Origin of the sequence: Hymenobacter armeniacus (assembly GCF_014699055.1) — a bacterium.
GTDB classification, from domain to species: Bacteria; Bacteroidota; Bacteroidia; order Cytophagales; family Hymenobacteraceae; genus Hymenobacter; species Hymenobacter armeniacus.
On the sequence record NZ_JACXAC010000001.1, the window covers coordinates 34115 to 57788 of the forward strand.

At 65.1% G+C, this 23674-nt stretch carries 23 protein-coding genes; 8 read left to right on the forward strand and 15 right to left on the reverse strand.

Translation table 11 applies throughout. The features are described 5' to 3' along the window. Positions 1 to 21: 21 nt before the first annotated feature. From IC234_RS00155 to IC234_RS00180, 6 genes are all read right to left on the reverse strand, one after another. Positions 22 to 768, reverse strand: coding sequence for a queuosine precursor transporter (locus IC234_RS00155; protein ID WP_190921815.1), 747 nt, complete (start codon positions 766 to 768; stop codon positions 22 to 24). 38 nt (positions 769 to 806) lie between these two features. After that, positions 807 to 1718, reverse strand: coding sequence for a ribonuclease Z (locus tag IC234_RS00160; protein ID WP_190921816.1), 912 nt, complete (start codon positions 1716 to 1718; stop codon positions 807 to 809). Between the two features lie 138 nt (positions 1719 to 1856). Beyond that, on the reverse strand, positions 1857 to 2231 hold the full coding sequence (locus IC234_RS00165; RefSeq protein ID WP_046246220.1) for an STAS domain-containing protein: 375 nt from the start codon (positions 2229 to 2231) through the stop codon (positions 1857 to 1859). A gap of 70 nt (positions 2232 to 2301) precedes the next feature. Next, a complete protein-coding gene (locus IC234_RS00170) occupies positions 2302 to 3171 on the reverse strand; it encodes a DUF4198 domain-containing protein (protein ID WP_190921817.1) in 870 nt (289 codons plus the stop codon). Positions 3172 to 3174: 3 nt separating this feature from the next. Beyond that, positions 3175 to 3933 (reverse strand): hypothetical protein, encoded by a 759-nt coding sequence (locus tag IC234_RS00175; RefSeq protein ID WP_190921818.1) that lies wholly within the window; start codon positions 3931 to 3933, stop codon positions 3175 to 3177. A gap of 30 nt (positions 3934 to 3963) precedes the next feature. Beyond that, positions 3964 to 5802, reverse strand: a complete 1839-nt coding sequence (locus IC234_RS00180; protein ID WP_190921819.1) for a glycosyltransferase — start codon at positions 5800 to 5802, stop codon at positions 3964 to 3966. A gap of 175 nt (positions 5803 to 5977) precedes the next feature. Between IC234_RS00180 and IC234_RS00185 the strand changes: the two genes are divergently transcribed. Further along, the gene (locus IC234_RS00185) at positions 5978 to 6607 is read left to right on the forward strand and encodes a nitroreductase family protein (protein WP_190921820.1); all 630 of its coding nucleotides are present in this window, start codon (positions 5978 to 5980) and stop codon (positions 6605 to 6607) included. Positions 6608 to 6702: 95 nt separating this feature from the next. Here the strand turns inward: IC234_RS00185 and IC234_RS00190 are convergent, their stop codons facing one another. Continuing rightward, positions 6703 to 7590 carry a YitT family protein gene (locus IC234_RS00190; protein WP_190921821.1) on the reverse strand — a complete coding sequence of 296 codons (888 nt, stop codon included), beginning with the start codon at positions 7588 to 7590 and terminating at the stop codon, positions 6703 to 6705. A 168-nt stretch (positions 7591 to 7758) separates the two neighbouring features. After that, positions 7759 to 9630: an alpha-amylase family glycosyl hydrolase gene (locus IC234_RS00195; protein ID WP_223827408.1), complete on the reverse strand. Its 1872-nt coding sequence runs from the start codon at positions 9628 to 9630 to the stop codon at positions 7759 to 7761. 192 nt (positions 9631 to 9822) lie between these two features. Here IC234_RS00195 and IC234_RS00200 point away from each other — a divergent pair, with 192 nt between their 5' ends. Together IC234_RS00200 and IC234_RS00205 are read left to right on the forward strand one after the other, a co-directional pair. After that, positions 9823 to 10512, forward strand: a complete 690-nt coding sequence (locus IC234_RS00200; RefSeq protein ID WP_190921822.1) for a hypothetical protein — start codon at positions 9823 to 9825, stop codon at positions 10510 to 10512. 75 nt (positions 10513 to 10587) lie between these two features. Next, positions 10588 to 10995 (forward strand): DUF6960 family protein, encoded by a 408-nt coding sequence (locus tag IC234_RS00205; protein WP_190921823.1) that lies wholly within the window; start codon positions 10588 to 10590, stop codon positions 10993 to 10995. A 171-nt stretch (positions 10996 to 11166) separates the two neighbouring features. Here IC234_RS00205 and IC234_RS00210 read toward each other — a convergent pair whose 3' ends face one another. Continuing rightward, positions 11167 to 12513, reverse strand: a complete 1347-nt coding sequence (locus IC234_RS00210) for a YfcC family protein (protein ID WP_190921824.1) — start codon at positions 12511 to 12513, stop codon at positions 11167 to 11169. Positions 12514 to 12569: 56 nt separating this feature from the next. Here IC234_RS00210 and IC234_RS00215 point away from each other — a divergent pair, with 56 nt between their 5' ends. Continuing rightward, positions 12570 to 12815: a hypothetical protein gene (locus tag IC234_RS00215; protein WP_190921825.1), complete on the forward strand. Its 246-nt coding sequence runs from the start codon at positions 12570 to 12572 to the stop codon at positions 12813 to 12815. Positions 12816 to 12866: 51 nt separating this feature from the next. After that, positions 12867 to 13865, forward strand: coding sequence for an alpha/beta hydrolase family protein (locus IC234_RS00220; RefSeq protein WP_190921826.1), 999 nt, complete (start codon positions 12867 to 12869; stop codon positions 13863 to 13865). A 393-nt stretch (positions 13866 to 14258) separates the two neighbouring features. Here IC234_RS00220 and IC234_RS00225 read toward each other — a convergent pair whose 3' ends face one another. The 3 genes from IC234_RS00225 to IC234_RS00235 all read right to left on the reverse strand — a co-directional run bounded on the left by IC234_RS00225 (position 14259) and on the right by IC234_RS00235 (position 15828). Further along, positions 14259 to 14747, reverse strand: coding sequence for a hypothetical protein (locus IC234_RS00225; protein WP_190921827.1), 489 nt, complete (start codon positions 14745 to 14747; stop codon positions 14259 to 14261). Between the two features lie 226 nt (positions 14748 to 14973). Next, positions 14974 to 15237 (reverse strand): hypothetical protein, encoded by a 264-nt coding sequence (locus IC234_RS00230; protein ID WP_190921828.1) that lies wholly within the window; start codon positions 15235 to 15237, stop codon positions 14974 to 14976. A gap of 36 nt (positions 15238 to 15273) precedes the next feature. Next, positions 15274 to 15828, reverse strand: a complete 555-nt coding sequence (locus IC234_RS00235; protein WP_190921829.1) for a DUF6252 family protein — start codon at positions 15826 to 15828, stop codon at positions 15274 to 15276. A gap of 651 nt (positions 15829 to 16479) precedes the next feature. Here IC234_RS00235 and IC234_RS00240 point away from each other — a divergent pair. Next, positions 16480 to 18018: a glycosyltransferase family 39 protein gene (locus IC234_RS00240; protein ID WP_190921830.1), complete on the forward strand. Its 1539-nt coding sequence runs from the start codon at positions 16480 to 16482 to the stop codon at positions 18016 to 18018. A 19-nt stretch (positions 18019 to 18037) separates the two neighbouring features. On the opposite strand, the gene IC234_RS00245 is transcribed toward IC234_RS00240, so the two are convergent. Continuing rightward, positions 18038 to 18559, reverse strand: coding sequence for a 2'-5' RNA ligase family protein (locus IC234_RS00245; RefSeq protein ID WP_190921831.1), 522 nt, complete (start codon positions 18557 to 18559; stop codon positions 18038 to 18040). Between the two features lie 192 nt (positions 18560 to 18751). On the opposite strand from IC234_RS00245, the gene IC234_RS00250 reads away from it, so the two are divergent. Together IC234_RS00250 and hutI are read left to right on the forward strand one after the other, a co-directional pair. Continuing rightward, positions 18752 to 19879 (forward strand): spore photoproduct lyase family protein, encoded by a 1128-nt coding sequence (locus IC234_RS00250; RefSeq protein ID WP_223827409.1) that lies wholly within the window; start codon positions 18752 to 18754, stop codon positions 19877 to 19879. 84 nt (positions 19880 to 19963) lie between these two features. Next, a complete protein-coding gene (gene hutI / locus IC234_RS00255) occupies positions 19964 to 21226 on the forward strand; it encodes an imidazolonepropionase (protein ID WP_190921832.1) in 1263 nt (420 codons plus the stop codon). A 75-nt stretch (positions 21227 to 21301) separates the two neighbouring features. On the opposite strand, the gene IC234_RS00260 is transcribed toward hutI, so the two are convergent. Both IC234_RS00260 and IC234_RS00265 read right to left on the reverse strand, forming a co-directional pair. Further along, positions 21302 to 23035, reverse strand: a complete 1734-nt coding sequence (locus IC234_RS00260) for a hypothetical protein (protein ID WP_190921833.1) — start codon at positions 23033 to 23035, stop codon at positions 21302 to 21304. Further along, complete coding sequence (locus tag IC234_RS00265; protein ID WP_190921834.1) at positions 23032 to 23604, reverse strand: RNA polymerase sigma factor; 573 nt, start codon at positions 23602 to 23604, stop codon at positions 23032 to 23034. Before IC234_RS00265 ends, IC234_RS00260 begins: the two co-directional genes overlap by 4 nt. Positions 23605 to 23674: the final 70 nt, after the last annotated feature.

Genomic DNA, 23674 nt, shown 5'->3' on the forward strand with positions numbered 1-23674 from the left:
GATGGCCGTGAGCGCGCAAAATTACACGCTGACGTTCTCCACGGCTTCTTCCTGCAGCTCGGCCGTTTCTTCCGGGCCCAGGTAGCGGTCAATTAGAAAATGCGCCAGGTAGAGCACCGGCGTGAGTAGAATGGCCGCCGCGAATTTGTACCAGTAGTTGGTGTTGGCCACCGAGATGACCTGGTCGAAGCTCCAGTTGCCGAACAGGTAAAACGCCACGTAGAGCACCACAAACGAGTCGACGAGCTGCGACACCAGCGTGGAGCCCGTGGCCCGCAGCCATACGAAGCGCCCGCCCGTGGCCCGCCGAATGGCCGCAAAAATGGTGGCATCGAGCACCTGCCCCACCGCAAACGCCACAATGGAACCGGTGATGATGCCCAGCCCCTGCCGGAAAATGCTTTGGTATGCAAAATCGATGTTGAACGGCCGGCCCAGGTTGTCGGTTTTGTTCACATCGAGCCAGAATGCCGCCGGCGGCAGTTTGGTGGTGAGGTAGATAACGCCGAAGGCGAACAGGATGAGGGCCATGGTGAGGTAGCTCACGCGCAGCACCCCGGCCTTGCCAAAATACTCGTTGATGATGTCGGTGGTCACAAACACCACCGGCCAGATGAGCACGCCCGCCGTGAGGTTGTCGTCGCGGCCCATCAGCGGCAGCAGCGAGAATATTTTCACCCCAATGATTTCGGCCAGCAGCGCATTCACGATGAAAATGCCGCTCAGCACGAGGTACAACTGCTGCTTTTTGTGCGCGAAGGGAGTCATGGGTAAAGCGTGGTCGGCGGGGGCGGGGAACAAGCGGGTTACAGGCTCACCAGCAGCCCTTCGGTGGCCAGCTCGGCCGACGGAAACAGGGCGTGGGCCTCGTGCAATAGCGGCTCCAGCGCCTTGTAGCGGCTGGAGAAGTGCCCCAGCAGCAGGCGTTTGGCGTGCGCGTCGAGGGCCAGCTGGGCGGCCTGGCGGGCGGTGCTGTGGTGGGTTTGGGCGGCGCGCTCGCGCAGGTCTTCCAGAAACGTGGCCTCGTGGTAGAGCAAGTCGACGCCTTGAATGAGGCCGGCCAGCGCGGGCGTATACAGCGTGTCGGAGAAGAAGGCGTAGCGGCGCGGCACCGGCGGCGGGCCGGCCACGTCGGCGTGGCGCAGGCCGGGCTGGGTGGCATCGGCTTCGAGGTCGAGGCCCTGGGCCAGGCGCGCCAGCTGCTCGGGGCGCAGGCCGGCGGGAAGTCTGTCCTTCAGCAGGTTGGCCCGACGGGGCTTTTCTGCAAACAGGTAGCCCGCGCACGGAATGCGGTGGCGCATGGGCAGCGAGGCCACGCTGATGGCGTCGTCCTCGTACACCACGGCGTGGGCTTCGGTATTCACGGGCGTAAACTCCATGGCGAAGGCCAGGTGCATGTTCGAGACGCGGGCCTGGGTGATGAGAACCTCGTCGAGGCCGGGCGGGCCAACGATGCGCAGCGGCTGGGTGCGCCCTTGCAGGTGCATGGTGCCCAGCAGCCCAAACAGCCCAAAATAATGGTCGCCGTGCAGGTGCGAGATAAAAACGGCCCGCAGGTGGTGGGGCCGCACGCGGTGCTCCAGCATCTGCCATTGCGTGCCCTCGCCGCAGTCGATGAGGTAGGACGCCGCGCCCACCGTGAGCACCTGCGCCGTGGGGTGGCGGCCCGCCACGGGCGTGGCCGAGGCCGAGCCCAATATCTTCAGCTCGAAAGTCAAGGGTTAGCGGGTAGCCGTTAGCCTGTTAAGTGAAAAGGAGGACGATGCAGGCGCCATGGAAAAGAAATTGGCTGTTGACTGTAGCACTCCGCGAAGAAGGCTAACAGCTAACAGCCAATAGCTAGAAGCTAAAAAAACCTACTCCTTGTCGGTCAGGTCGCGCTCGATGGCGTGCAGAAACACGCGGTCGATGCCTTCTTCTACCGTGGGCAGGATGTGCAGCACCGACTCCAGTTTGCTGATGGTGATGAGCTTCAGCACATGGTCTTGCAGGCCGGTGAGTACCAGCAGGCCGCCCGTGGAGTTGCACAGCCGGTTGGCAATCAGAATGGAGCTGAGGCCCGACGAATCCGTGTACTTCACGTTGGTGAGGTCCAGAATGAGGTTGTTGATGCCTTCAGCGTTCAGCTTCACGAACTCCGATTTGAGGTCGGGCGCAACGGTGGTGTCGAGCTTCTTCTCCTCAATGGTGATGATGGTGTAGCTTTCTTTTTTATCAATCGTGTACTTCATACAGCGTAAGCAAGGAGAGTAAGGGAACGGCGAAGGTAAATAAAAAACCCAAAATCTTGGGTGAAGCCGGCTAATGTTTTGCGCCGGAGCGTAGCCCGGCAGTAAGCGGCCCCGCAAAGGTGAGCGAGGCCCAGGTAGATTGCCAATCGGCGCGGTCGCGCAGTCGGGTAGGAGCAGCCGTCATGTCCACGGCCGCCAGCAGGTAGGGGCCGGGTCCGGATAGTCGTAACAAGATTCGGCCGTTTTGGTTGGCGCGGGTGGTGAAATGCGTGGTGGGCAGCCCGCCCGGCTGGCGCTGCCACACCTGCACGGCCGCCCCAAACGCGGGCTTGCCGGCGCGCAGCACCCGCACCGTGAGCGACTTATCGGCGGCTACGCGGTAGGGGTTTTGCTCGGGCACCAGTTCCAGGGGCAGGCCGTAGACGTGCCGCCAGGCCGTGTCGGCAAGGGCAGGGGCGGGGTCGCCCACGTGCACCAAGGCTTTGGCGCAGCGGCGGTAGGTTTCGCGGCCGGGCTGGGCCATCTGGTCGTTTTCCTGGCGCAGCTTCAGGGCGTAGTCCAAGCCTTCTTCGCGCAGGTAGGCCGTGAATTCGGCCGCTGGCAGCTCAAGAAAGGAGTTGGTGGAACGCATGAGCAGCATGTGGGTGCCGGGCTGCGCAAAGGCGAAGCCGGTGCGGAAAGTGTCGGTTTCGGCGGCGTTTGTGGGGGTGAGGTCGGTGGTGTCGGCTGGGGTGGGGCCGTAGCGCACGAGGCGCAGCACTTTAGTGGCCTTGGTGGTCCAGGGCTTGCCCGCAAAATCGGCGCCGATGAGGGGCCGAATGCTGACCGTGGCGCCCGGCGAGAGGTGGAAGCGCGGGGCCTCGAGCCAGAACTCGTGGGCGAGGCTAGCGGTGGTAAGGCTGCTTGCAAACAGGGCCAAAACGACAAGATTGGTGCGCATAACCTAAGTAGGGAATGAAGATAATCGCAGTCGGTTTCGCACTAGCCTGGGTAGGTTTGCAATTAACATGGCATTGGCCGGGGCAGCGCGTTGCAACGCCAATTCTTCTTGCTCGTTGAGTTTTCTTAACTCATCTAGCGAGACTTCATGTAAATATTCGTATTCGCGGCCTTCAAAAAAATACGTGTAGTGCGCCGTGAATATCTTTTCTTCATCGTCTGAACGGGAAGCACAAGGCTTGACGCGTGCACAAATAGCCGGTGCTACCTGTATATCGTCGGCAATAGCAATGGATTGGGTGCAATAAGAAATGCCTTTACGTAGCATTTGCAGGCCGCTGACCAGACAACTGATGGTTGGAATTAGGGCCCATAGTGGATACGGAGCGCCAGAAGTCCCGCTGATACGAGAAAAACGGGGTTGATTTTTAACGTACTCAACCTGAACCGCAGTGCCTGGTGCTACGGTGTGCGAACTTGAATAAGAATGGCCCTGGTATAGGTGGCCTGCTGTTCGAAAGCGGTAGTTGATTTCCCAGATGGACTCTTCATCATCGCCATCTGAGAGGCTAGTAAGGTTAGCGCTGGTTATAATGCCCGACGTTTGCGCAACGGGCTGGGCAAGAAACCACACGCTTGAAAAATCTACTATCGGCCAGAGAAAGCATGTCAACACTACTCCGGTAGCGCTAAAGGCCAAGCCAGCTAGAAAACTGAGGCTGCCAAAGAAAATTTGCAGCTTTTCGCTCAATGTCAGTCGCATGTCGGCACACGGAGAAAGTCGGGCATCAACTTACTGCCGTTCCAGCGCCAGCGCGTAGGCCCGGTCGTAGTGCACGCGCAGGTTTTTCCAGTCGAAGAGCTCGGCGGAGCTTTCCACGGCGTTGCGCTGCATGATGCGCTCGCGGCGGTTGAGCAGCACGAAGTCCCACATCATGTTGCAGAGCTCTTCGGCCGACTCGTCGAAGGATTTTTCCTGGCGGTGCACCACAAAAATGCCTTTTTGCTCGGGCTCGGGGATGGTTTCGAGCACGTAGTCGCCGAAGCCCGACAGGTCGGAGGTGATGGCGGGCACGCCGCGGGCCACGCACTCGAGCGGGGTGTAGCCCCAGGGCTCGTAGTAGCTCGGGAACACGCCCAGGTGGCAGCCGCGCACAAACTGTCCGTACTCCATGCCCAGCAGCGGCGAGGCCGGCGACACAAAGTCGGGGTGGTACACCATCTTCACCCGGTCGTGCTTGTGGTTGAGTAGGTTGGCCCGGCGCATGAAGTTCAGGATGTCGTCTTCCTGGTCGTTCACTAGGTTGTGGGTGATGACGGGCGGCAGGGTGTTGGTCTTCCAGGTTTGCAGGGTGCGGCGGTAGCGCAAGCGCCAGTAGTCGTCCACCATGGAGCTGAGTTCGGGCAGCTTGTGGTCCTGGCTGGCGGCGGCGGCGTAGAACAGGCGCTCGCCCACTTGGCGCTCAATGGCCTGGCAGGTTTCGTGTACTTCATCGAGCAGGGCGCGGCGTTCCAGCACCTGCGGGTTGATGCTGGTGTAAGGGCGCTTGGTGATGAAAAACATTACCACCTGGCCTTCCATGCCGCTTTGCTGCAGGCGGTGGTTGAGGCGGGCCAGGGCTTCCAGGGTCAGGTCGAAGCCTTTGTTGTGGTACTCGTAGCGGCCGGAGGTGAAGAAATACAGCGTCTTGTCCAGGTCGAACGCATACGACTGGAAAAAGTGCGCCATCACGAATTCATGAATCTTGGCCTTGTACTGCTGGTGCAGGTTCTGGAACTCGTGCAGGGCCACGAAGCGCTCGATGTTGAGGCCGTTGGGCAGCACCGCGTCCGGAATTCGGTCGAGCAAGTAGATGCACTCGCGCACCGTCAGCTCGCTCACGGTGGTGAACACGTGGCTGCCGTGGGCGGCGGCGCGCTCCATTTTCACGGCGGGCTCGATGTTGAAATGCCGGGCCTCGTTTTCCCAGTTCACCCACATGAGGTGGTCGTAGAAATCGGGGTCGTTCATGGCCAGGTAGCGGCCCAGCAGCGTGGCGTGGGTGGTGAAGAGCAGGTGGGCAGGCACGTGCAGGCGGCGCAGCTCCGGAATGGCCACGCCGGTCATCCACTCGTGAAAGTGGCCCAGCAGGCGTTGCGCGGGCGTTACCTGGGCCGCCACGTGCTGGAAGAAGATGGTGGTGAGGTGGCCGAAGGCGATGACCTGATGCAACAGGTCGTCGGTATCGGGCGAGGGAATACCGTGGCGCTGCCACAGGTCGGCTTTCAGCTCGCCCAGTTTGGGGTAAGCCTGAAACGGGTTGATGAGCACCACGCGGGGCCGGCCCGTCACCAGCCAGGTGCCGTAGTTCACGTCGTAGCCCTGGGCGCGCATGGTGCGCACGGCCGCCCCAAAGGGGTCGGAGGCGGTGTGCACGGTGAGGTCGTCGAAGGGCTCAAACTCGCCCTGGGCCATGTTCGGGAAATACGGGCCTAGCAGGCAGTACCGGTTGCCCCAGGCGGGCATGGTGGCGGGCACCTTGGAACGAATGACGGTGTAGATGCCACCCACCTGGTTGCAGACCTCCCAGGCCACTTCAACGAGCAGCGAATCGGGAAAGAGGGCTTCGGGGGCGTTGGGGGTGGTTTGCATAGGGGTGGGCACGGGAGGGCGGGGGCTAAGAACGCGGCGAAAGGTAAGCCGGCCGGCGCTGTAGATGCCACTGCGGGCCGCCTTTTTTACGGGCGTCGGCGCCCGGCCTAAACTTCGACCCACCAAGTCTGTTACGGGCCTTGCAATTTCTCATGCATTTCCCTGCCCGCATTTCATGGCCGATTCCACCAACGTGCTTGCCCTCGAAACCCCCATTTTGCCGGTGCTGGCCCAGCGCCGCAGCCCCCGCGCCTACAGCCCCCAACCCGTGCCGCCCGAAGCCCTGCGCCAGGTTTTTGCCGCGGCTTCGTCGGCGGCTTCGTGCTTTGGCGAGCAGCCCTGGCGCTACCTGGTGGGCGCGCAAGCCACTAGCCCGGAGGCGTTTGCCGGCATCTTAGCCAGCATGGGCGAGTTCAACCAGGTGTGGGCCAAAAACGCGCCCGTGCTGGGCGTGAGCATTGCCAAACTCACGTTCTCGCACGACGGCAACCCCAACGCCTGGGCCCGGCACGACGTGGGCCAGGCCACGGCCACCCTGGCCATTCAGGCCACCGAGCTGGGCCTGCAGGTGCACCAAATGGCCGGCTTCTCGCCCGATAAGCTGCGCGCCGCCTTCAGCATTCCGGCCGACTACGAGCCCGTGGCCGTGTTCACCCTCGGCTACCCCGGCGACCCGGCCAGCCTGCCCGATGGGCTGCGCGAAAAAGAGCTGGCCCCGCGTACCCGCAAGCCGCTGGCCGAGTTTCTCTTCGAAGGCGCCTGGCCCGGACTGGCCGAGGAGCGCTACGACCAGGCGCCCGTGTAAGACTTTTCACGTCGCCGTCGGCACGCAACGGCCCGTCTCGCTGCGCCAAAAGTGCCGCAAGACGGGCCGTTGCGTGCCGATTTTACAAGCCAAACCTAGTGCAGCGGCCGCTTCTTGATGATGCCGCCGTGTGCGTCGTCGATGCCGTACTGCACCACAAACGCATTGGGGTCGATGCGGCGGATTTCGGCGTGCAGCTGCGGCAGCTCCAGGCGCGTAACAACGGTGAACACGATGTCGCGCTCATTGAGCTGCTCGCCGCGCTTGCCGAAGCCGGCCTTGCCCTGGTAGAGCGTCACGCCCCGCCCAAGGCCCTCGGTGATGGCCAGCCGAATGGTCTCGCTGTGCTCCGACACGATGGTGACGCCCGTGTACTGCTCGATGCCGTTGAGCACAAACTCCATCACGCGCGACGCCGCGAAGTAGGTGAGCATGGAGTACAGCGCCGGCTCGGTGCCGAGCACCCACACGGCCACGCCAAAGATGATGACGTTGAGAATCAGAATGATGTCGCTGACTTTGAGCAGCGTCAGGTGGCGGCTCACGAGCAGGGCGGCTATCTCGGTGCCGTCGAGCACGGCGCCGCCGCGCATGGCCAGCCCAATGCCCGCCCCAATGAACACCCCGCCGAACACGGCCGTGAGCAGGCGGTCGGGGGTGATGTCGGGGAAGGGCACGAAGGCCAGCACCAGCGCCAGCCCGCCGATGCCGATGGCGCTGCGCACGGCAAAGCGGCGGCCCATCTGGCGGTAGCCCAGCGCCACAAAGGGCAGGTTGATGACCAGAATGAGGGCGGCCAGCGGCAGGTGGAGCAGGGCCGCCAGCAGCATCGAAACGCCCGTCACGCCGCCGTCAATGAAATGGCTGGAAAGCAGGAAGGCCTTGAGGCCAAAGGCTGCGGCAATCACGCCCGCGATGATAAAAGCCGCGTTTTGGACTTCGGAAGCGGGGCGATTGATGGTAGTGGCAGGGGTGTGGGCCATACGGCAAAGGAAAGGCAAATAGGAAGAAACACCGCCCGAACCCGGCGTTTGGGTGGCGAAAGGGCTTTACATTTTGGGCCGAGAAAAGCAAAAATGCCGCGTCGGCAGTCACACTTCTTGAGCGTGACTGCCGGCGCGGCACGGCGTTGGGAGTATTTCCCAAGCGCCCTAATCCTGCGACAAAATGAGCACCGCATACGGCGCCACGCCGATGCTGCCGTGCCAAGCGTAGCCGTCGTATTCGCCCGCTTCGGCGTCTAGCCCGAAGCTGTCGAAGTCGGAGAACTCGCCGTCGTAGCCGCGCCAGTCGCTGTTGAAGCGCACCGTCCAGTGGCCGGGGCCGGGCAGGCCGATGGTATAGGCCTCGTGGGCCTGATTGGCGAAGTTGGCCAGCACCACGGTGGTGTCGCCGGGGCCGCCGTCGCCGTCGGCCCAGCGGGCGAAGGCCACCAGCTTCTGGTCGTCGTTGACGTGGAACACGCGGGTGTGCTGTCCGCCCAGGCCGCGCGTGAAGCCATGGAAATTGCGGCGCAGCGCAATCAGGTCGCGGTAGAGGCGCACCAGGCCGGCGCGGGTTTCCACGTGCGCCCATTCCAGCGGCTCGGCGTCGTTGAACTCGCCGGGCGCCAGAAACTCCTGGCCCTGAAACAGCATGGGAATGCCCGGCGCCGTGAGCACCAGCGCCGCGCCCAGGGTGGTGCGCTTCTTGGCAAAATAATGGTCGGCCGCGCCGGGCATGATTTCCTCGGCCACGCGGCTCTTGCCGTTGGCCACCTCGTCGTGGCTTTCGGTGTAAATGACGCGGCGGAAGGCGTCGCCGTTGTAGCTCACGGCCAGGGCGGCGGCCACGGCCGGCATGTTGCGGTCGGCGTCGTGGGCGGCGGTGAGGGCTTCCACCACGGGGTACACAAACGAAGAATCCCACTGCGAATCGAAGCCCTGGCCGCCGTTGACCACACTTTCGGTGATGCCGGCGTTGCCGCGCATGTCTTCGGCGATGGTGATTTTCCAGGGCATGGTCTGGTCGATTTCCTCGTTAATCCAGCGCATCAGGCTCCAGCCTTCGGGCAGGTCGGCGCCGGGGTCTTCCTCGCCGTGCACGTTGCGAATGAAGGCGATGGCGTCGGCGCGCAGGCCGTCGACGCGGTATTCCTGCAGCCACATCAGGGCGTTGTCGCGGATGTACTGGCGCACCTCGGGGCGGCCGTAGTCGGGGCGGTTGTGGCCCCAGGGCGTTTCGGCCTTCCAGTTGTTGTAGAAGTAAATGCCGCCGCCGTCGTTCTCGCTCCAGCCGTCGAATTGCCAGAGGTCGAGGTCGCCGGGGCCGAAGTGGTTGTACACCACGTCGAGCACCACGGCAATGCCGTGCCGGTGGGCCTCCTTCACCAGTTCCTTGAACGCCACGGGCCCGCCGTAGTCGCTTTCGAGGGCAAACGGGTTGGAGGGGTTGTAGCCCCACGAGCGGCTGCCCGGAAACTCGGTGGCCGGCAGCAACTCGATGCAGTTGATGCCCAACTCGCGCAGGTAGGGCAGCTTTTCGGCCACGTCGGCGAAGGTGCCCACGCGCTCCTGGTCGGGGGCGTTGAAGGTGCCCACGTGCAGCTCGTAAATCACCAGCTCGTTCCAGGCCGGCATCTGGAAGTTGTCGTCGGCCCAGTCGAAATTCGGGTCGTGCACCACCGAGGAGCCGGCCGAGTTGGTTACCTGCCGGGCGTAGGGGTCGTTGCGGTCGAACTGCTTTTTGCCGTTGGTGAGGCGGTATTTGTATTCGTCGCCGGGCTTGGCGCCGGGCACGTCGGTGGCCCAGTAGCCGTCGGCTTCGTGCTGCAGCGGGTGCTGCTCGGGGTTCCAGTCGTTGAACGAGCCGATGACCGCAACGGTCTCGGCGTGGGGCGCCCACACCCGGAAGGTGGTGCCGCCGGCGTGGGGCACGGCGCCCATGCCGGGCTGGGGGCCGGACGTGGCGGCAGGCTGGGAAGCAGAAGCTTTGGAAGCGGTTTTGGCGCGGGGCGCGGGTGCGGAAGCGGAAACGGTAAGCATTGAAAAAAGCAAAGCCACACTGCCTAGGCAGCCGAAAATGCGGCCGATGCTGAACAGCTGGTAGCTCAACCATACGAAGCTGCCAAACTTTTGGCTAGCTTGCACCGGCGCAGGGCGGGCATGGCCTGTCAATCAGACCGCTAGCTGCCGCCTTCCTGCCGCTGCATTGCTACTGCTTGCTGATTTACGGCCATGAACATCGCCCCGCCTGCCGCACCCGCCGAACGCATCACGCTGTACCACCGCCGCCACGCCCGGCAGCAGGTGGGCAAGTCGTTTGGGCATTTTGGGCCGGCCGTGGTGCTGCTGTTCGGCATTGCCCCGGTGCTCAGCGGCGAGGAATCCTTCACCGCGTTGCGGGCGCTGGAAGTACTGATAGGCGCCGCCTACCTCGCGCTGATGGTGCGCGAGTGGGTGCACCTGCGCCACCACCCGCACCACCGCGAGCCCGTGGCGTGGCTGGAGCTGGCCGCGGCTGCCATTTTGGCCCTGGAGAGCTACCACATCTGGCACCGCCACCACGAAGCCGCGCTGGCGGGCCACCCGCACAAAACCCCGATTCTGCCGCTGCTGTACGCCGGCACGGCCGTCATGTTTGCGGTCATGGCCTTCCGCATGAAGGAGATGGACGGCCGGCGGTTTTTGCACCTGCACGGCAGGGGCTTTGCCCTGCGCACCAACCGGCTGGGGCGCAAGCACGAGCTGCGCTGGGCCGAGGTAGCCGCCGTGGAGCCCGACGGGCCCGCCGACGTGCTGGTTCGCTGCACCAACGGCCGCGCCCGCCGCATTTCCTTTGCCCACCTGCACGAGGGCGCCGCGCACCGCGACCGCCTGCTGGCGCACGCCGCCGCGCAGCTGGACGCCGCGCCAGCGGCGGACTAACGTGCGCCGGACGGCAACTTCAACGGGCAGTTTGGGGTTTTGAGGGTAATCTTTGCCCTGCGTTTACCCTACCCAATGCCCCGTCCCAAACCCGTTGTTTTTGGCCTCTACGGCTGGTCGCCCGACTACGGCTTCCGCTACATTCACCCCGCCAACCGGCGCTCGTTTGAGCTGCTGGAACCCGTGGGCAAGCTTTTCGAAAAAATCGCCGAAGATGAGGAGGGCGAGTGGCTCACCATTCGCTACGACGAGCAGCAATTCCTCGTGCGCCCCGAGCTGTTTAAGGAAATCTACCACAAGCCCCCGTTCAGCTTCGGCGATGCCGTGGAGGAAGTGACGCCCCAGCCGGGCCAGTACCGCCACTTCGGCCACGTGTCCGACGTGTTCTGGGACGAAGCCAGCGACACGGCCACGTTTCAGATTGTGGAGCGCAAGCGCAAACTGCCGCGCATTTTCCAAGCCAGCGAGCTGCGGGCCGATTAAGCACGACCAATTCCCCTCCTTGCCAAGGAGGGGACGCCGCCGCGCAGCGGCGGCTGGGGTGGTTGTGGCGTTGAACGGCGTTGCCCCCTGGCCGCTGTAAGTCGTTCTACGCCATAACCACCCCCGTCCGAGCCTGCGGCTCGAACATCCCCTCCTTACCAAGGAGGGGAGTTATAGCCCCACGGCAATGCCGGTGATGATGCTGATAATGCCGATTACGACCAGCCCGAGGTAGAGTGGCCAGGCGAATTTAAGCCAGTTTTCGAAGCGCACGCCGGTGGCGGCCAGCATGGCCATGAGCGTGCCGTTGGTGGGCGTGATGAGCTCGCAGAGGCCGGCCCCGTACTGAAACGCCAGCACCATTACCTGCCGGGAAAGGCCGATGAGGTCGGAGAGGGGCGTGAGCAGGGGCATGGTGAGCGTGGCCTGGCCGCTGCCGCTGGGCACGGGCACGTGCAGCGCGGTTTGCACCGCCATCATGCCCAGGGCCGCTACGGATACGGGCAACTGGCCCAGCGGCGTGGCCAGGCCGTTCACGATGGTGTCGACGATGTTGCCCTGCTCCAGCACCACGAAAATGGTGCGGGCAAAGCCGATGAGCATGGCCGAAAACGCCATGTCGCGGAAGCCCACCACGAAGCCCTCGGCCGTGCCGGTGGCACCCAGGCCACCCAGCAGGCCCGCCGCCACGCCCAGCGCAAAAAACAGGGCGCCCATCTCCTCGAAGCCCCAGCCCTGCTGCACCACGCCGTAGGCAAAGTAGCTGAAGGCCGCCAGCAGCAACAGCAGCACCAGGCCGTGGCGGCCGGCGCCGCGGGTGTCGGCCGCTACCTCGGCGGCGGTCAGTTCCACGGGCACGCGGTGGCGCTGGGCGTGCCGGATGGTGCCCCACAGCCACAGCGCCAGCGCCGGCACCAGAAACGCCAGCCGGTAGGCCCCACCCGAGAGCAGCGGCAACTGCGCCAGCTTCTGGGCAATGCCCACCTGAAAGGGATTGATGGGGCTGAACGAGGCCCCCACAAACGCCGCCCCGGCGCTGGCCGCCACGGCCGTGAGGGCCGGAAAGCCCAGCCGCCGCATCAGCACCAGCAGCACCGGCACCAAGGCAATGATTTCCTCGCCCATGTTTTCGAGGGCGCCCATGGTGGCAAACAGCAGGCCCACCAGCGGAATGACGAGCACCTGCCGGCCCTGGGTTTTCAGCAGCAGCCAGTCGACGCCGTGGCGCAGGGCGCCGGTCTGGTCGACCACGGTGAAGGCACCGCCGGCCAGGAAGATGAGAAAGACTACGCCCGCGGCATCGGCCAGGCCCTTGGGCAGGTCCACGAGCATGTCGAGCGGGCCCACGGGCGTGGCGGGCACGCGGTGGTACGACCCGGCCACCACCACTTCGCGCTGGGCAACGGGGTCTTGGCGGCGGTCGAAACGGCCGGCGGGCAGCACGTAGCTAAGCACCGCGGCCAGCACGATGAAGCCCACCAGCAGCACCAGCGGGTGAGGAAAGCGAAAGGTGTTCATGGCACAAAGTAGGCCGCCGGCGCACGAACTTTGCAAAAGCGTCGTTTCGCTTTGCCATGACCTTCGCCGAATTCAAAGCCCTGCACCAGCGCCGCCAGGCCGAGCACCTGGCCCGGCACGGCACCCGCCTGGCCGAGCGCCAGGAAGACAGCTTCGACCTGGTGTTGTATGCGGTGGAAGGGTTTTATGCCGAAACCTGGCGCAGCCGGGGCGAGGAGCACATCCTGTTCATTCACGTGTTTCAGAAGCCGGCCGGGCTGGGCGACTACCTGCGGCTGATGCAACTGCCTGCCGGCCTCTAAAGTCCTTGCGCCGCCCCGGCACCGCTGCCGCGAGGCTTTCCAGGGGAAAATATGCGCGTTTGGGTTCTGATTCTACTGTTGCTGGCGGGGCCGTCGGCGCCGGCCCGGGCGCAAGCCGGGCGGGCACTGCGTACCCCGGCGGAGTTTGGTTACCGCCAAACGGTAGTCATGTTTGGCCGCGACAGCGTGCAGGTGCTGCTGCTCTCGAAGCCCGGCGAAGAGCAGCTGAAGAAACCCTTGCTGCTGTGGGTGCAGGGCTCGCTGCCCATGCCGCTGGTGCTCTACGACCAGCACGGGGCCTACCCGGTATTTCCCTTCCACCCCTATAAAGTGCTCGAAGGCTGCCATCTGGCCATCATCAGCAAGCCCGGCCTGCCGCTGACGGCCGACGTGACCAGCCAGAACCCCAACGAAATGTTCCGGGAGCACCAGCCGCCAGCCTACTACTGCGCCCGCAACTACCTCGACTACTACGTGCGGCGCGATGTGGCCGTGCTGCGCTACTTCAAAAAGCAGCCCTGGGTGGACGCCGGGCACGTGGTGGTGGGCGGGCACTCCGAGGGCAGCACCATAGCGGCCCACCTGGCCGCCGTGCCCGGCCTGGTGAGCCACGCCGTGTACCTGAGCGGCAATCCGTTGGGCCGCAATATGTCGATGCTGGCCGAAGACCGGCAGGCCCAGGACACGGCCGGCGTGGGCCGCACCTTCCGGCGCTGGCAGGCCGCGGTGGCCGACCCCACCCGCGCCGACTGCCTGGGCGACGACCCGCGCAACAGCATCGGCTTCGGGCGCGCGGTGCTGCCGGTGCTGCTGCGCACGCGGGTGCCCGTGTTCGTCGGATTCGGCACGCTGGATAGGGGCGTGGCCGGCGACGACTACCTGCGCCTGGAGGCCATTCGGCAGCACCGCACCACCTTCACGTTTCGGGAATATCCCGGGCGCGAGCACAACTTCTTCGGCTTCAAAAACGGCCTAATCAACTACGACGACTTTTACTGGGACCAGGTGGGCGAGGATTTTCTGCGCTGGGCGGGCTTGTGGCCGCGCTAGCGCCGGGCGGGGCTAGTTTTCCAGCCGGTCCACGTCGGGGAACTGGCCTTTGGTCTGCATGAGGTGTAGCTCGAACCGGCTGAGCGAAGCAACAACCCGTTGCCGTACCTGGCGGGAAAAGAAAGCGGGGCGGTGAACGTAAAAAACCGGTCGGAAGTGGTGCGTCACCACTCCCGACCGGTTTAGAACCGCCCCGGGGTGGTTCCGACCCACTCCCGACCGGTTCGGAACCACCCTGGACCGGTTTAGAACCGCCCCGGGGTGGTTCGGAACCACCCTGGACCGGTTCAGAACCACTCGGCAGTGGTTGGAAACCACTCCGGACCGGTTCCGCACCACCCGGGACCGGTTCCGCACCACCCGGGAGGGGTCCGGAACCGGTCGGGGGCGGGGCTAGGCCGTGGCGGGGGCCGCTTTGGCGGCTTTGGCGGCGCTCAGGCGGTTGGCGTAGCGCTTTTTCATGATGGCGAGGGGGGCCTGCACGGCGGCGGTTTCGCCGTTGTCCCGGCGCAGGTCTTCGTACACGTCGTCGGCGGTCACCATCACGTCGGCGCCGGCCAGGCGGTAGGTGTCGCTCACTTTTTGGGCCATCGGCCCGAGCACGGCCGGGATGCCGCGCAGGCCGTCCATGAGGGCCACGTCTTTCTCGAACTCGGCCAGGTCGAAGGCGCGGCGGGTGAAGCCCGGGTCGGCGCGCACGGCGTCGAGGGCGGCCTGGGTGAAGGGCACGCCGTCGAAGCCGATGTTGCGCAGGCCGCGGCTTTCCTCGGGCTGCAGGGTGATGAGGAAGGGCATCAGGTCCTGGACCTGGCGCAGAAGGTCGACGATTTTCTTGGCGTCGGCGGCAGAAAGGGTTTCCGAGATGCGGTTGCCTTGCTTCATGGGAATGGGGTAAATGGGTAAAAGATGGAGGAAAAAATGCCGGGCTGGGGCTCCCGGCCCGGTGCGGGTGTAAGTAGCAGGATGTCCTATTTTTCGATGCGCAGCTGCTGGCGACTCAGCACCTCATTGCCGCGCAGGATGTGCACGAAGCCGGAAACACAAACTGCACGGTGCGGGTGGCCACCTTGCTGGCCAGGGGGCTCACCGTGACCAGCGTGCGCTGCTCTTAGGGCGAGGCGGGCCGGTTGGGGGCGTCGTAGAGCTGCCCGTTGCTGACCGTGACGAGGCCCGCCGTGCCGGCGTCGTCGCGAAACCGGTCGTAGCGGGCCAGAAACCCGCTCACCGGCTCGGCGCAGTAATTGACAGCGGTGCCGCCCCCACCGGAGGGCGGCAAGACAACCGACGTGGTAGGGGCAGCCGGCCGTTGGGCGTGGGCTTGGCGGGGCAGGGCAGCGGCCACGGCAAGCCCGAATAGTAGCCATTTTTTCATGGTACAGTTGGGAAAGGGTTGGGAAAAAGAAAAGATTTACTGCTTGCGGTCAAAGCGTCCGCTGGTAATGGTTACCGTTTTATTTGGGTTAGACTGATTGACAGCCGTGAACTCGAACGTGCCGGCCGAAATACCCTTTTGAACGTTGGCGTATTCCAACACCACTTGGCCAATATGTTGGACATCGGTTCCATATACTTCCACGGCATTATCCGAGTAGAGCACCGCGTGATTTAGCGCGTACAAGTCACTGGTTTGAGGATAATACCCCGTGTTTTTATTCAATAGATACGTCCCTACTTTTTGGGAACGGAAGAATAAGCTCACGGTAGTGTTTTTACCGTTCATCTGCCCATTTAAGTCGATTGTGTAAATGCTGTCAAAAGAAAATCCCCCCCTCAAGGCTGGAATAGGATTGCTCAGCAGGCTGCCCCCGTACTCAGCGGCCACGAACCGCTCGCCGTTGATGAGGCAGCCGCCGGTGTTCTTGCCTTCGTGCGTGGCCGGGGGCAGGCCGGCTTCGGGGTCGTCTTTTTTGCATCCAGCGGCCAGCAGCGCGACTAGCAGCAAGGAGGAGAATAGCTTATTCATGGCGGGAAAGAATTAAGAATGAAATGACACACTAAACAGGATTGACGCAGTGAAAACCACTGGTCAGCTACGCCTGATTCAGACAGCGAGAGAATATCCGTGGAAGCGCGGCGGATGCCCGCGAATGGCAACAAGCCCTTGGGCGCGTTGGCCCGGGCTCCTTACCTGGGCGCGGCCGGCACGGCGGGGCCCATTCAGCGGGCCGCCGCTGCTGCGAAAAGCAGGCGTTTGTTTCATGGCGAAGGATGGGTAGAATCCGGAATGCCGCAGGGCCGGCCTGTAGGGCGCCAGCTTTTCTCAAACGTAGCCGATTTGCCTGCGATACGCGAATAAATATATTTGCCAATCAGACTTTTATAGGGTGTTATCGAAGAAATCGCAGACGGGATTTTGCCCTTGCAAAGCACGTGCGGGCCATTGCATAAGGAAAAGGTTGGGACTTTAGAGTCGCCGGTTAAAAGCAATTTGGTAACATGGCTCGCTGGATGGGTGCCACCTCCCCAACAGCCGCGAAAAAGCTCCGCCACCATCGCAACCGGGGCTTCGGTATAGATGGAGCGGCGCAGGCCCCTGGTGCCTGACGGAGTAAGACGATTCAGCAGTAAAAAAGTCCGCCCCGGGCATCGCGCTTTTCTGCCGACCTTGCCGCCCATGAACCGCCTCCTGCCACTCGCCTTCGCTTTGGTCAAGTTCGTGTCGGGCTACTTCCTGCTCAGCCCGCAGTACGATTTGCAGCGTGACGAATACCTCTACCTCAACCAGGGCCGACACCTGGCCTGGGGCTACCTGGAAGTGCCGCCGCTCATTGCCGCGCAGGGCTGGGCCACGCTGGCGCTGGGCGGGGGCGAGGGCTGGGTGCACTTCTGGCCCTTCCTGTGGGGCGCGGCCACCGTGTACCTGGTGGTGCGGCTGGCCGGGCGGCTGGGCGGCGGGTGGTTTGCGCAGGCGCTGGCCGGCACGTGTTATCTGGGTACAGCATTCGCGCGACTCAACCTGCTCTTTCAGCCCAACTCCTTCGAAGTCTTTGGGTTTGTGCTGGCGCTGTATGCGCTGGTGGGCTACCTGCAGCAGCCGCGCCCGCGCTACCTGTACCTGCTGGGGGCGGCGTTGGGCCTGGGCTTGCTGAACAAGTACACCACGCTGTTTTTCATCGCCGCGCTGGGCGGGGCGCTGTTGCTCACGCCGGCCCGGCGCCTGCTGCTCAACCGGCATTTTTGGGGCGCGGCGGGGCTGGGGCTGCTGCTGTGGCTGCCCAACGCGGTGTGGCAGGTGCAGCACGGCGTGCCGTTTCTGCACCACATGGCCCTGCTCAAAGCCAGCCAGCTGGTGCACGTCGAGCCCGCCGATTTCTGGAAAGCACAGCTGCTGATGAACCTGCCCGCCGTCTGGGTGTGGGCGCCCGGCCTGCTGGCCCTGCTGCTGAGCCGGGCCTTTCGGCCGTACCGAGTGGTGGGCTGGGTGGCCGTGCTGGGCGTGGGCCTGCTGGCCGTGCTGCACGGCAAGGACTACTACGCCCTGGGCTACTACCCGGTGCTGTTTGCGTTTGGGGCGGTGTGGTGGGAGGCCTGGCTGCGCCGGTTCCGTTGGAAAGCGGCGTTGCAGCCCGCGCTGGTGCTGGTGCCGTTGGTGTTTCTGGTCTTTTTTGCGCCCTTCCTGTTTCCGGTGCGGGGCCCTGCCGAGATGGCCGCCCTGAGCCCCACCTACGCCAAGCTCGGCCTCTACCGCTGGGAGGACGGCGAAGACCACGCCCTGCCCCAGGACTACGCCGACATGCGCGGCTGGCGCGAGCTGGCCGCCAACACCTGGGCCGCCTACCAGTCCTTGCCCGCCGAAGCGCGCGCCCACACCCTCATTCACTGCGCCAACTACGGCCAGGCCAGCGCCATCAACTACTTCAACCGCGGCCGGGCATTGCCGCCGGCCCACAGCCTCAACGGCAGCTTCATTTACTGGTACCCGTCGCCGGCCCAGCTGGCGGAGTGCCAGGCCATCCTCATCGTCGACGACGAGCCCGACGACGACCTGGCCCCGCATTTTGGCAGCTACCGCCGCTTCGGCGCCGTGGCCGACCCCTACGCCCGCGAGCGCGGCACCGCCGTCACCATCGGCCTGCGCCCCGATGCGGCGGTGCTGGCTCAGGTGGCGCAGGAGCACCGCGCCGCCTTGGCCGACTGGGAAGGCCCGAAGTAGGGGCAGGGCTTGCCCCGCCTTACATGTCAAACGGAAACTCGGCCAGGCTTTCCCAGGGGCCGTTGCGGTAGGCCCACAGGTGCAGCCCCGTGCCCACGGCCGCAAACGGCGCAAACGCCGGCTGCAGGGCGGCCAGCAGCTGCCGGGCGTCGTCGGGCGTCACCTTGTTTTGGATGGTGACGTGGGGCTGCAGCTTCTGCTGGTCTTGCGGCGTGAGCACGGCCGCAAACTCGGTTTGGAGGCGGCGGTGCAGGGCGCGTAGCTCGTTGTTTTCGAGGGTGAAGGCCACGCCGCGGCCCAGCGAGCGCAGCCCCGTGACTTGCAGCGGAAGCGGGGCCTGGGCGCGGCACAGGGCCCCCAGCCGCGCGCTGATGCCGGGCAAGTCGTCGCCCGGCAAATGGTGAAACAAGGTGAGGTGGGCCGCCAGGTAGTTGATGCGGGGCGGAAAGTGCAGGCGACGCAGCTCGTCGAAGTACGCCTGGGATGCTTCGTCCAGCATCAGGGTGAGAATGAGCGGGGCAGGGGCGGCTAAGTCGGGCATTAGGTGGCTGAGAAAGGGTCGGGGAGGAGTACGCAGGCACGAGGGCAACAGCTGCGGAAGAGCCGGATTTAGCTTGTTTTCAAAGATGATTTTTCTAAAAGAAAAGCCTCTGAAAACTGGTTTAAGGCCATTTCTACGGACTTTATTTCGGCTGAAAAGCGTTGACGTACCATCCGTCACCAACCCGATAGTATGCTCAATTCCGGCCCGCTTATTTCGCTTTCCGACGCCCTGCTCACCGACGTGCCCACGCCGGCCCTGGCGCCCCGCACGCACTCGGCCAAGCTGTGGCTGCCCCAGCGCGTGGTGTTCACCCCCGACGCGCTCGACGAAGAGTTTGGCCAGCAAATTCTGGCCCGCGTCTCGGCCCAAAACCTGGAAGTAGAGCTGCTGAAAAGCAACCGCCTCACCGGCCTGCGCGACCCCGGCGGCGACGTGCGCGCCACCTACCGCACCGCCAAAAACACCCTGGCCGTGGTGAAGGCCCCCGCCGGCGCCCTGCGCCTGCAGCCCACCCCGCCCTCGGCCGACTGGCAGCTCAACCTCGCCGAAGGCTGCCCCGCCCACTGCCAGTACTGCTACCTGGCCGGCTCGCTCAGCGGCCCGCCCGTGGTGAAGGCCTTCGCCAACCTGCCCCAGCTGCTGGCCAACACCGCCAGCTACGAGCGGCCCGGCCGCGTCACCAGCTTCGAGGCCAGCTGCTACACCGACGTGCTGGGCATTGAGCACCTCACCGGCAGCCTGGCCGAAGCCGTGCGCCACTTCAGCCAGCGCGAAGGCGCCCAGCTGCGTTTCGTGAGCAAGTACGACCACATCGACTCCCTGCTGGCCCTGCCGCACCGCGGCCGCACGCGGGCCCGCTTCTCCCTTAACGCCGAGCCCGTGGCCCGGCGCCTGGAAGGCGGCACGGCCTCGGTGGAAGCGCGCCTGCAGGCCATGCGGCGGCTGGCGCTGCCGGTGGCCCAGGGCGGCGCCGGCTACCCGGTGGGCGTGGTGCTGGCGCCCATCATGCCCATTCCCGACTGGCAGCAGCACTACACTGAGCTGCTAGACCGCCTGCAACAAGCCTTCGATTTCGACTGTGACCTTACCGTGGAGTTCATCACCCACCGCTTCACGCCCGGTTCCAAAGACGTGTTGCTGCAATGGTACCCCAACACCAGCCTCGACCTGGCCGAAGAAGGCCGCGCCGTGAAGCGCAACAAGTTCGGCGGCCTCAAATACGTGTACCAGCCCGAGCAGATGAAGGCCATGAAAGCGTGGTTCTACGCCGAGTGGCAGCGCCGCTTCCCCGCCGCCCCGGTGCATTACTGGACGTAAGCGTGAAGCCTGCCATTGCGAGCGCAGCGAAGCAATGACTGGGCCGGTTCTTAATTCTTCATTACGGCCAGCGTTATTTGCCGCATGCTTCCCTACACCCTCGTCATTCAGCATGCGGCCCAGGTGCTGACCCTGGCCGGCGGCCCCGCCGACCGCCCCCTGGCCGGGCCCGACCTGCACAACTGGACCATCATCGAGCGCGGCTACGTGGCCTGCCGGGGCGATAAAATCGTGGCCGTGGGCCCGATGGACGAGCTCGACCTGGCCCACATCACGCCCGAAACCCGCTTGCTCGACGCCTCCGGCCGCGTGGTAATGCCGGGCCTGGTGGAGTGCCACACCCATCTCGTGTTTGGTGGCAATCGGGCCCATGAGTTCGAGCGCAAGCTGCGCGGCGAGTCTTACCTCGACATCCTGGCCAGCGGCGGGGGCATCCTGAGTACCGTGCGCGCCACCCGCGCCGCCCCGGAGGCCGAGCTGCTGGCCAACGCCCTGCATCACCTCGACGGGTTTCTGCGCTACGGCGTGACCACGCTGGAGGCCAAAAGCGGCTACGGCCTCGACCGCGACACCGAATTGCGCCTGGTGCGGGTGGCCCGCGAGGCCGGCCGCCGGCAGCCGGTGCGGGTGGTGCCCACCTTCCTGGGCGCTCACGTGGTGCCGCCCGAGTTCAAGGAAGCCGGCCCGCGCGCCTACGTCGATTTCATTCTGCGCGAAGTGTTGTCGGACCTGAAAGGGGAAGCAGCCTACGTCGATATTTTCTGCGAGGCGGGCGCATTTCTGCTCGACGTGGCGCAGTATTTCCTCACGCAGGCCCACAAAATGGGCTTCGGGCTAAAAATTCACGCCGAGCAGCTGCACGACCTGGGCGGCTGCGAAATGGCTGCCGAGCTGGGCGCCACCAGCATCGACCACTGCGACTACCTCACGCCCGACGCCGCCGGCCGCATTGCGCGCCGCAGCCAGGGGCGCACCGTGGCGGTGCTGCTGCCGCTGGTGCCGCTGTTTTTGCGCCAAGACAAGTATGCGCCCGGCCGCGCCTTCATCGACCAGGGCCTGCCGGTGGCCGTGAGCACCGATTTCAACCCCGGCTCCTGTCCCAGCAAAAACCTGTGGCTTGCCATGTCCCTGGCCTGCCTCAAAATGGGCTTCACTCCCCAGGAGGCCGTGGCCGCCGCCACCCTCAACGCCGCCTGGGCCCTCGGCCACGCCGCCGACTGCGGCAGCCTGGAGCCCGGCAAGCGCGCCGACCTCCTGCTGCTCAACGTGGGCAGCGTGGCCGAAATCCCGTACTGGCTGGGCGAAAACCCGGTGCGCGAGGTGATTGTGGGCGGCGAGCTGCAATAAGTTGCGGGCCCGGTAGAAGCCACCAGGAGGTAGAGACGCAACATGTCGCGTCTCTACCCTGTTCAGCCTCGCTGCTTAGCGCCAGTCGTAGGACACGCCCAGCAGCACGCCCGCGCCCAGCAAGTGCCGGGGCGTGAGGCCGGAAACCGGCTTCGCCAGGGAGTTGAGGAAGTACGTGGCGCTGGGCTGGGCCAGCAGCTCCAGGCGCGGGGCCACGCGGTAGCGCACGTCGAGCCCGCCGCTGAGCGACAGGTTGAGCGCGCGGTTGGGGCCGTCGGCGCCCGGGCCCCAGGCGTGGCGGGCCGCGTCGGAGCCGGCGCTGTTGCCGCCCAGATAAAAAGCGGCATCGGCCCCGCCGCTGAAGGCATAGCTGAGTTTTTTGGTGGCCCCGAGAACGTAGCTCAGCCGCACCGGCACCGTGAGGAAACGGTAGGTATCGCGGTAAGTGCTTTGCGTGAAGACGTAAGTGGTGACAGGTGGCCGCGGGTTCGATACCACCACCGGCGGAATCGACGAGGTAATGGCTTTTACTTCGTCATAAGTCCGCTGAAGGGCGTATTCCTGGTAGCCCAGGCCGGCGCTCAGGCTCCACCGGCCGCTGAGCACGCGCCGCACTTGCAGCGCCAGCGCCAGGCCAGTGCCGGCTTGTTCCTGCTGTTCGCGCACGCTACCTGCCGTGTCAAACGACCTGATGGTGTTTGGCGTTGGCGAGCTAGGAGCGTTATATGCTAGGTCATTGGATTGGCTGAGGTGCCGGTAGGTGTAAGCTGGTCCGCCCACCACCTGCACTGCCCAGCGGCGCACAGGCACCGCCGGGAGCCGAGGCAGCGTGTCGGCCGGCAGGGCCAGGCGCAACGCTGCCATCTCCACGGGCGACAGCGTTGCGCGGCGCAAGGCCAACGGGCTCGTCCACGTGGATGAAGCTGCTTCGCGGCTCGAAATCCCGGCGTCGGCCGCTGCCTGCGTGCTGCCCATTTCGCCGTTGGCTAAGCCGCTCTGGCTGCCTGGCGTTGCTCCGATATCATTCATGCGGCCCGCCTCCTCAGAAGCGGCCGCACGAGGCGCAACCACCGCCACCGTGACAGCGGCAACGTTCACCGGACGCCCGGCCGGGCCCGGCCGGGCAGCACTTGCCGCTTCCTGGTCTTCTGTCGCTGGCTTGACCAGCGCGGCGGCAAAGCGGCGTTTCCGGGCCGAACGGCCAACCATAGCTATTCCCTCCGTGCGGCCAGTCGCGGTTTTCACGGCCGGCCGCGAAGCTGCCGTAATAGCGCCGGAAGCGACTACCGCGCCAGTACTACCAGGTCCAGAAACCGGTCCGGTACCATCCCCAGCCACAGCATTCCTTGGCGTAGCCGTTCCCGGCGCCGCTTCCCCGGCCGCTGCAACGGCTGGAGTTGCGGACGTTGGCGCACTGGAAGAGGCTGCATCCGAAGCCGGCGCAACGCCCGCCACGGGCCCCTCGCTGGCTGAGCCTGAGCGCGCGGCATCGGGCGCCTGAGCAGTGCCCGGCTGCACTGTGGCCAGCTGGTTTTGCTGGTCGGCCCGCCTGGCCGCCTGCTGCGCCAGCTCGCGGCGCTGGCCCACGCGCCACCACTGCCAGCCGACCGTTCCCACCACGGCCAGTAGCAGGAGCAGCAGCGCGGCGGCCGTGCGTTTGTGGCTGCGCTTGCGCAGCTGGGGCGCGGCCACCGGCGGCGGAAGCTGCGCCCGAATGTTGGCCCACAGCGGCGCGGGCGGCTCCTGGCCGTGGTCGGCCAAGCGGCGGCGCAAGGCATCGTACAGGTCGTCGGGTTCGCGGTCGGTCATGGCAATTGGGGGTGATGGTGGGCCGCCAGGCGGGATTCGAGCAGGCGGCGGGCCCGGGCCAGCTGCGATTTGCTGGTGCCTTCGGCAATGCCCAGCAGTTCAGCAATTTCCTGGTGCGAGTAGCCCTCCACGGCGTAGAGGTTGAGCACCGTGCGGTAGCCGGGCGGCAGCGTGGCCAGCAGGGCCAGCAGGTCGTCGGCGGCCAGCTGCTCCACGGCCGAGGGCTCGGGGGCGGGCAGGTCGGCCGCTATTTCGTCCAGCGCCTCGCCGCTGGGGCCGGGGTGGCGCAGGCGGTGCTGCTCCAGGGCGTGCAGCGAGGTGGTGACGGCAATGCGCCGGGCCCAGGCTTCGAAGGGGCCCTGGCCGCGGTATTGGTCGAGGCGGGTGAAAATTTTAACGAACGTGTTTTGCAGGGCGTCCTCCGCTTCGGCCCGGTTGGGGCAATAGCGCAGGCACACGCCCATGAGGCCATAGGCGAGGCGTTGATAGAGCCGGTGCTGCGCGGCCGATTCGCCCCGCCGGCACGCCGCCAGCAAGGCCTCATCAACCGGGGCAAGGGAAGGCGGCATGCAGTAAAAGTGTGAAGACGCCGGGCTGTACAGCCCCCGGCATCTGAACCCATGACCGGCGGCCGGCCGG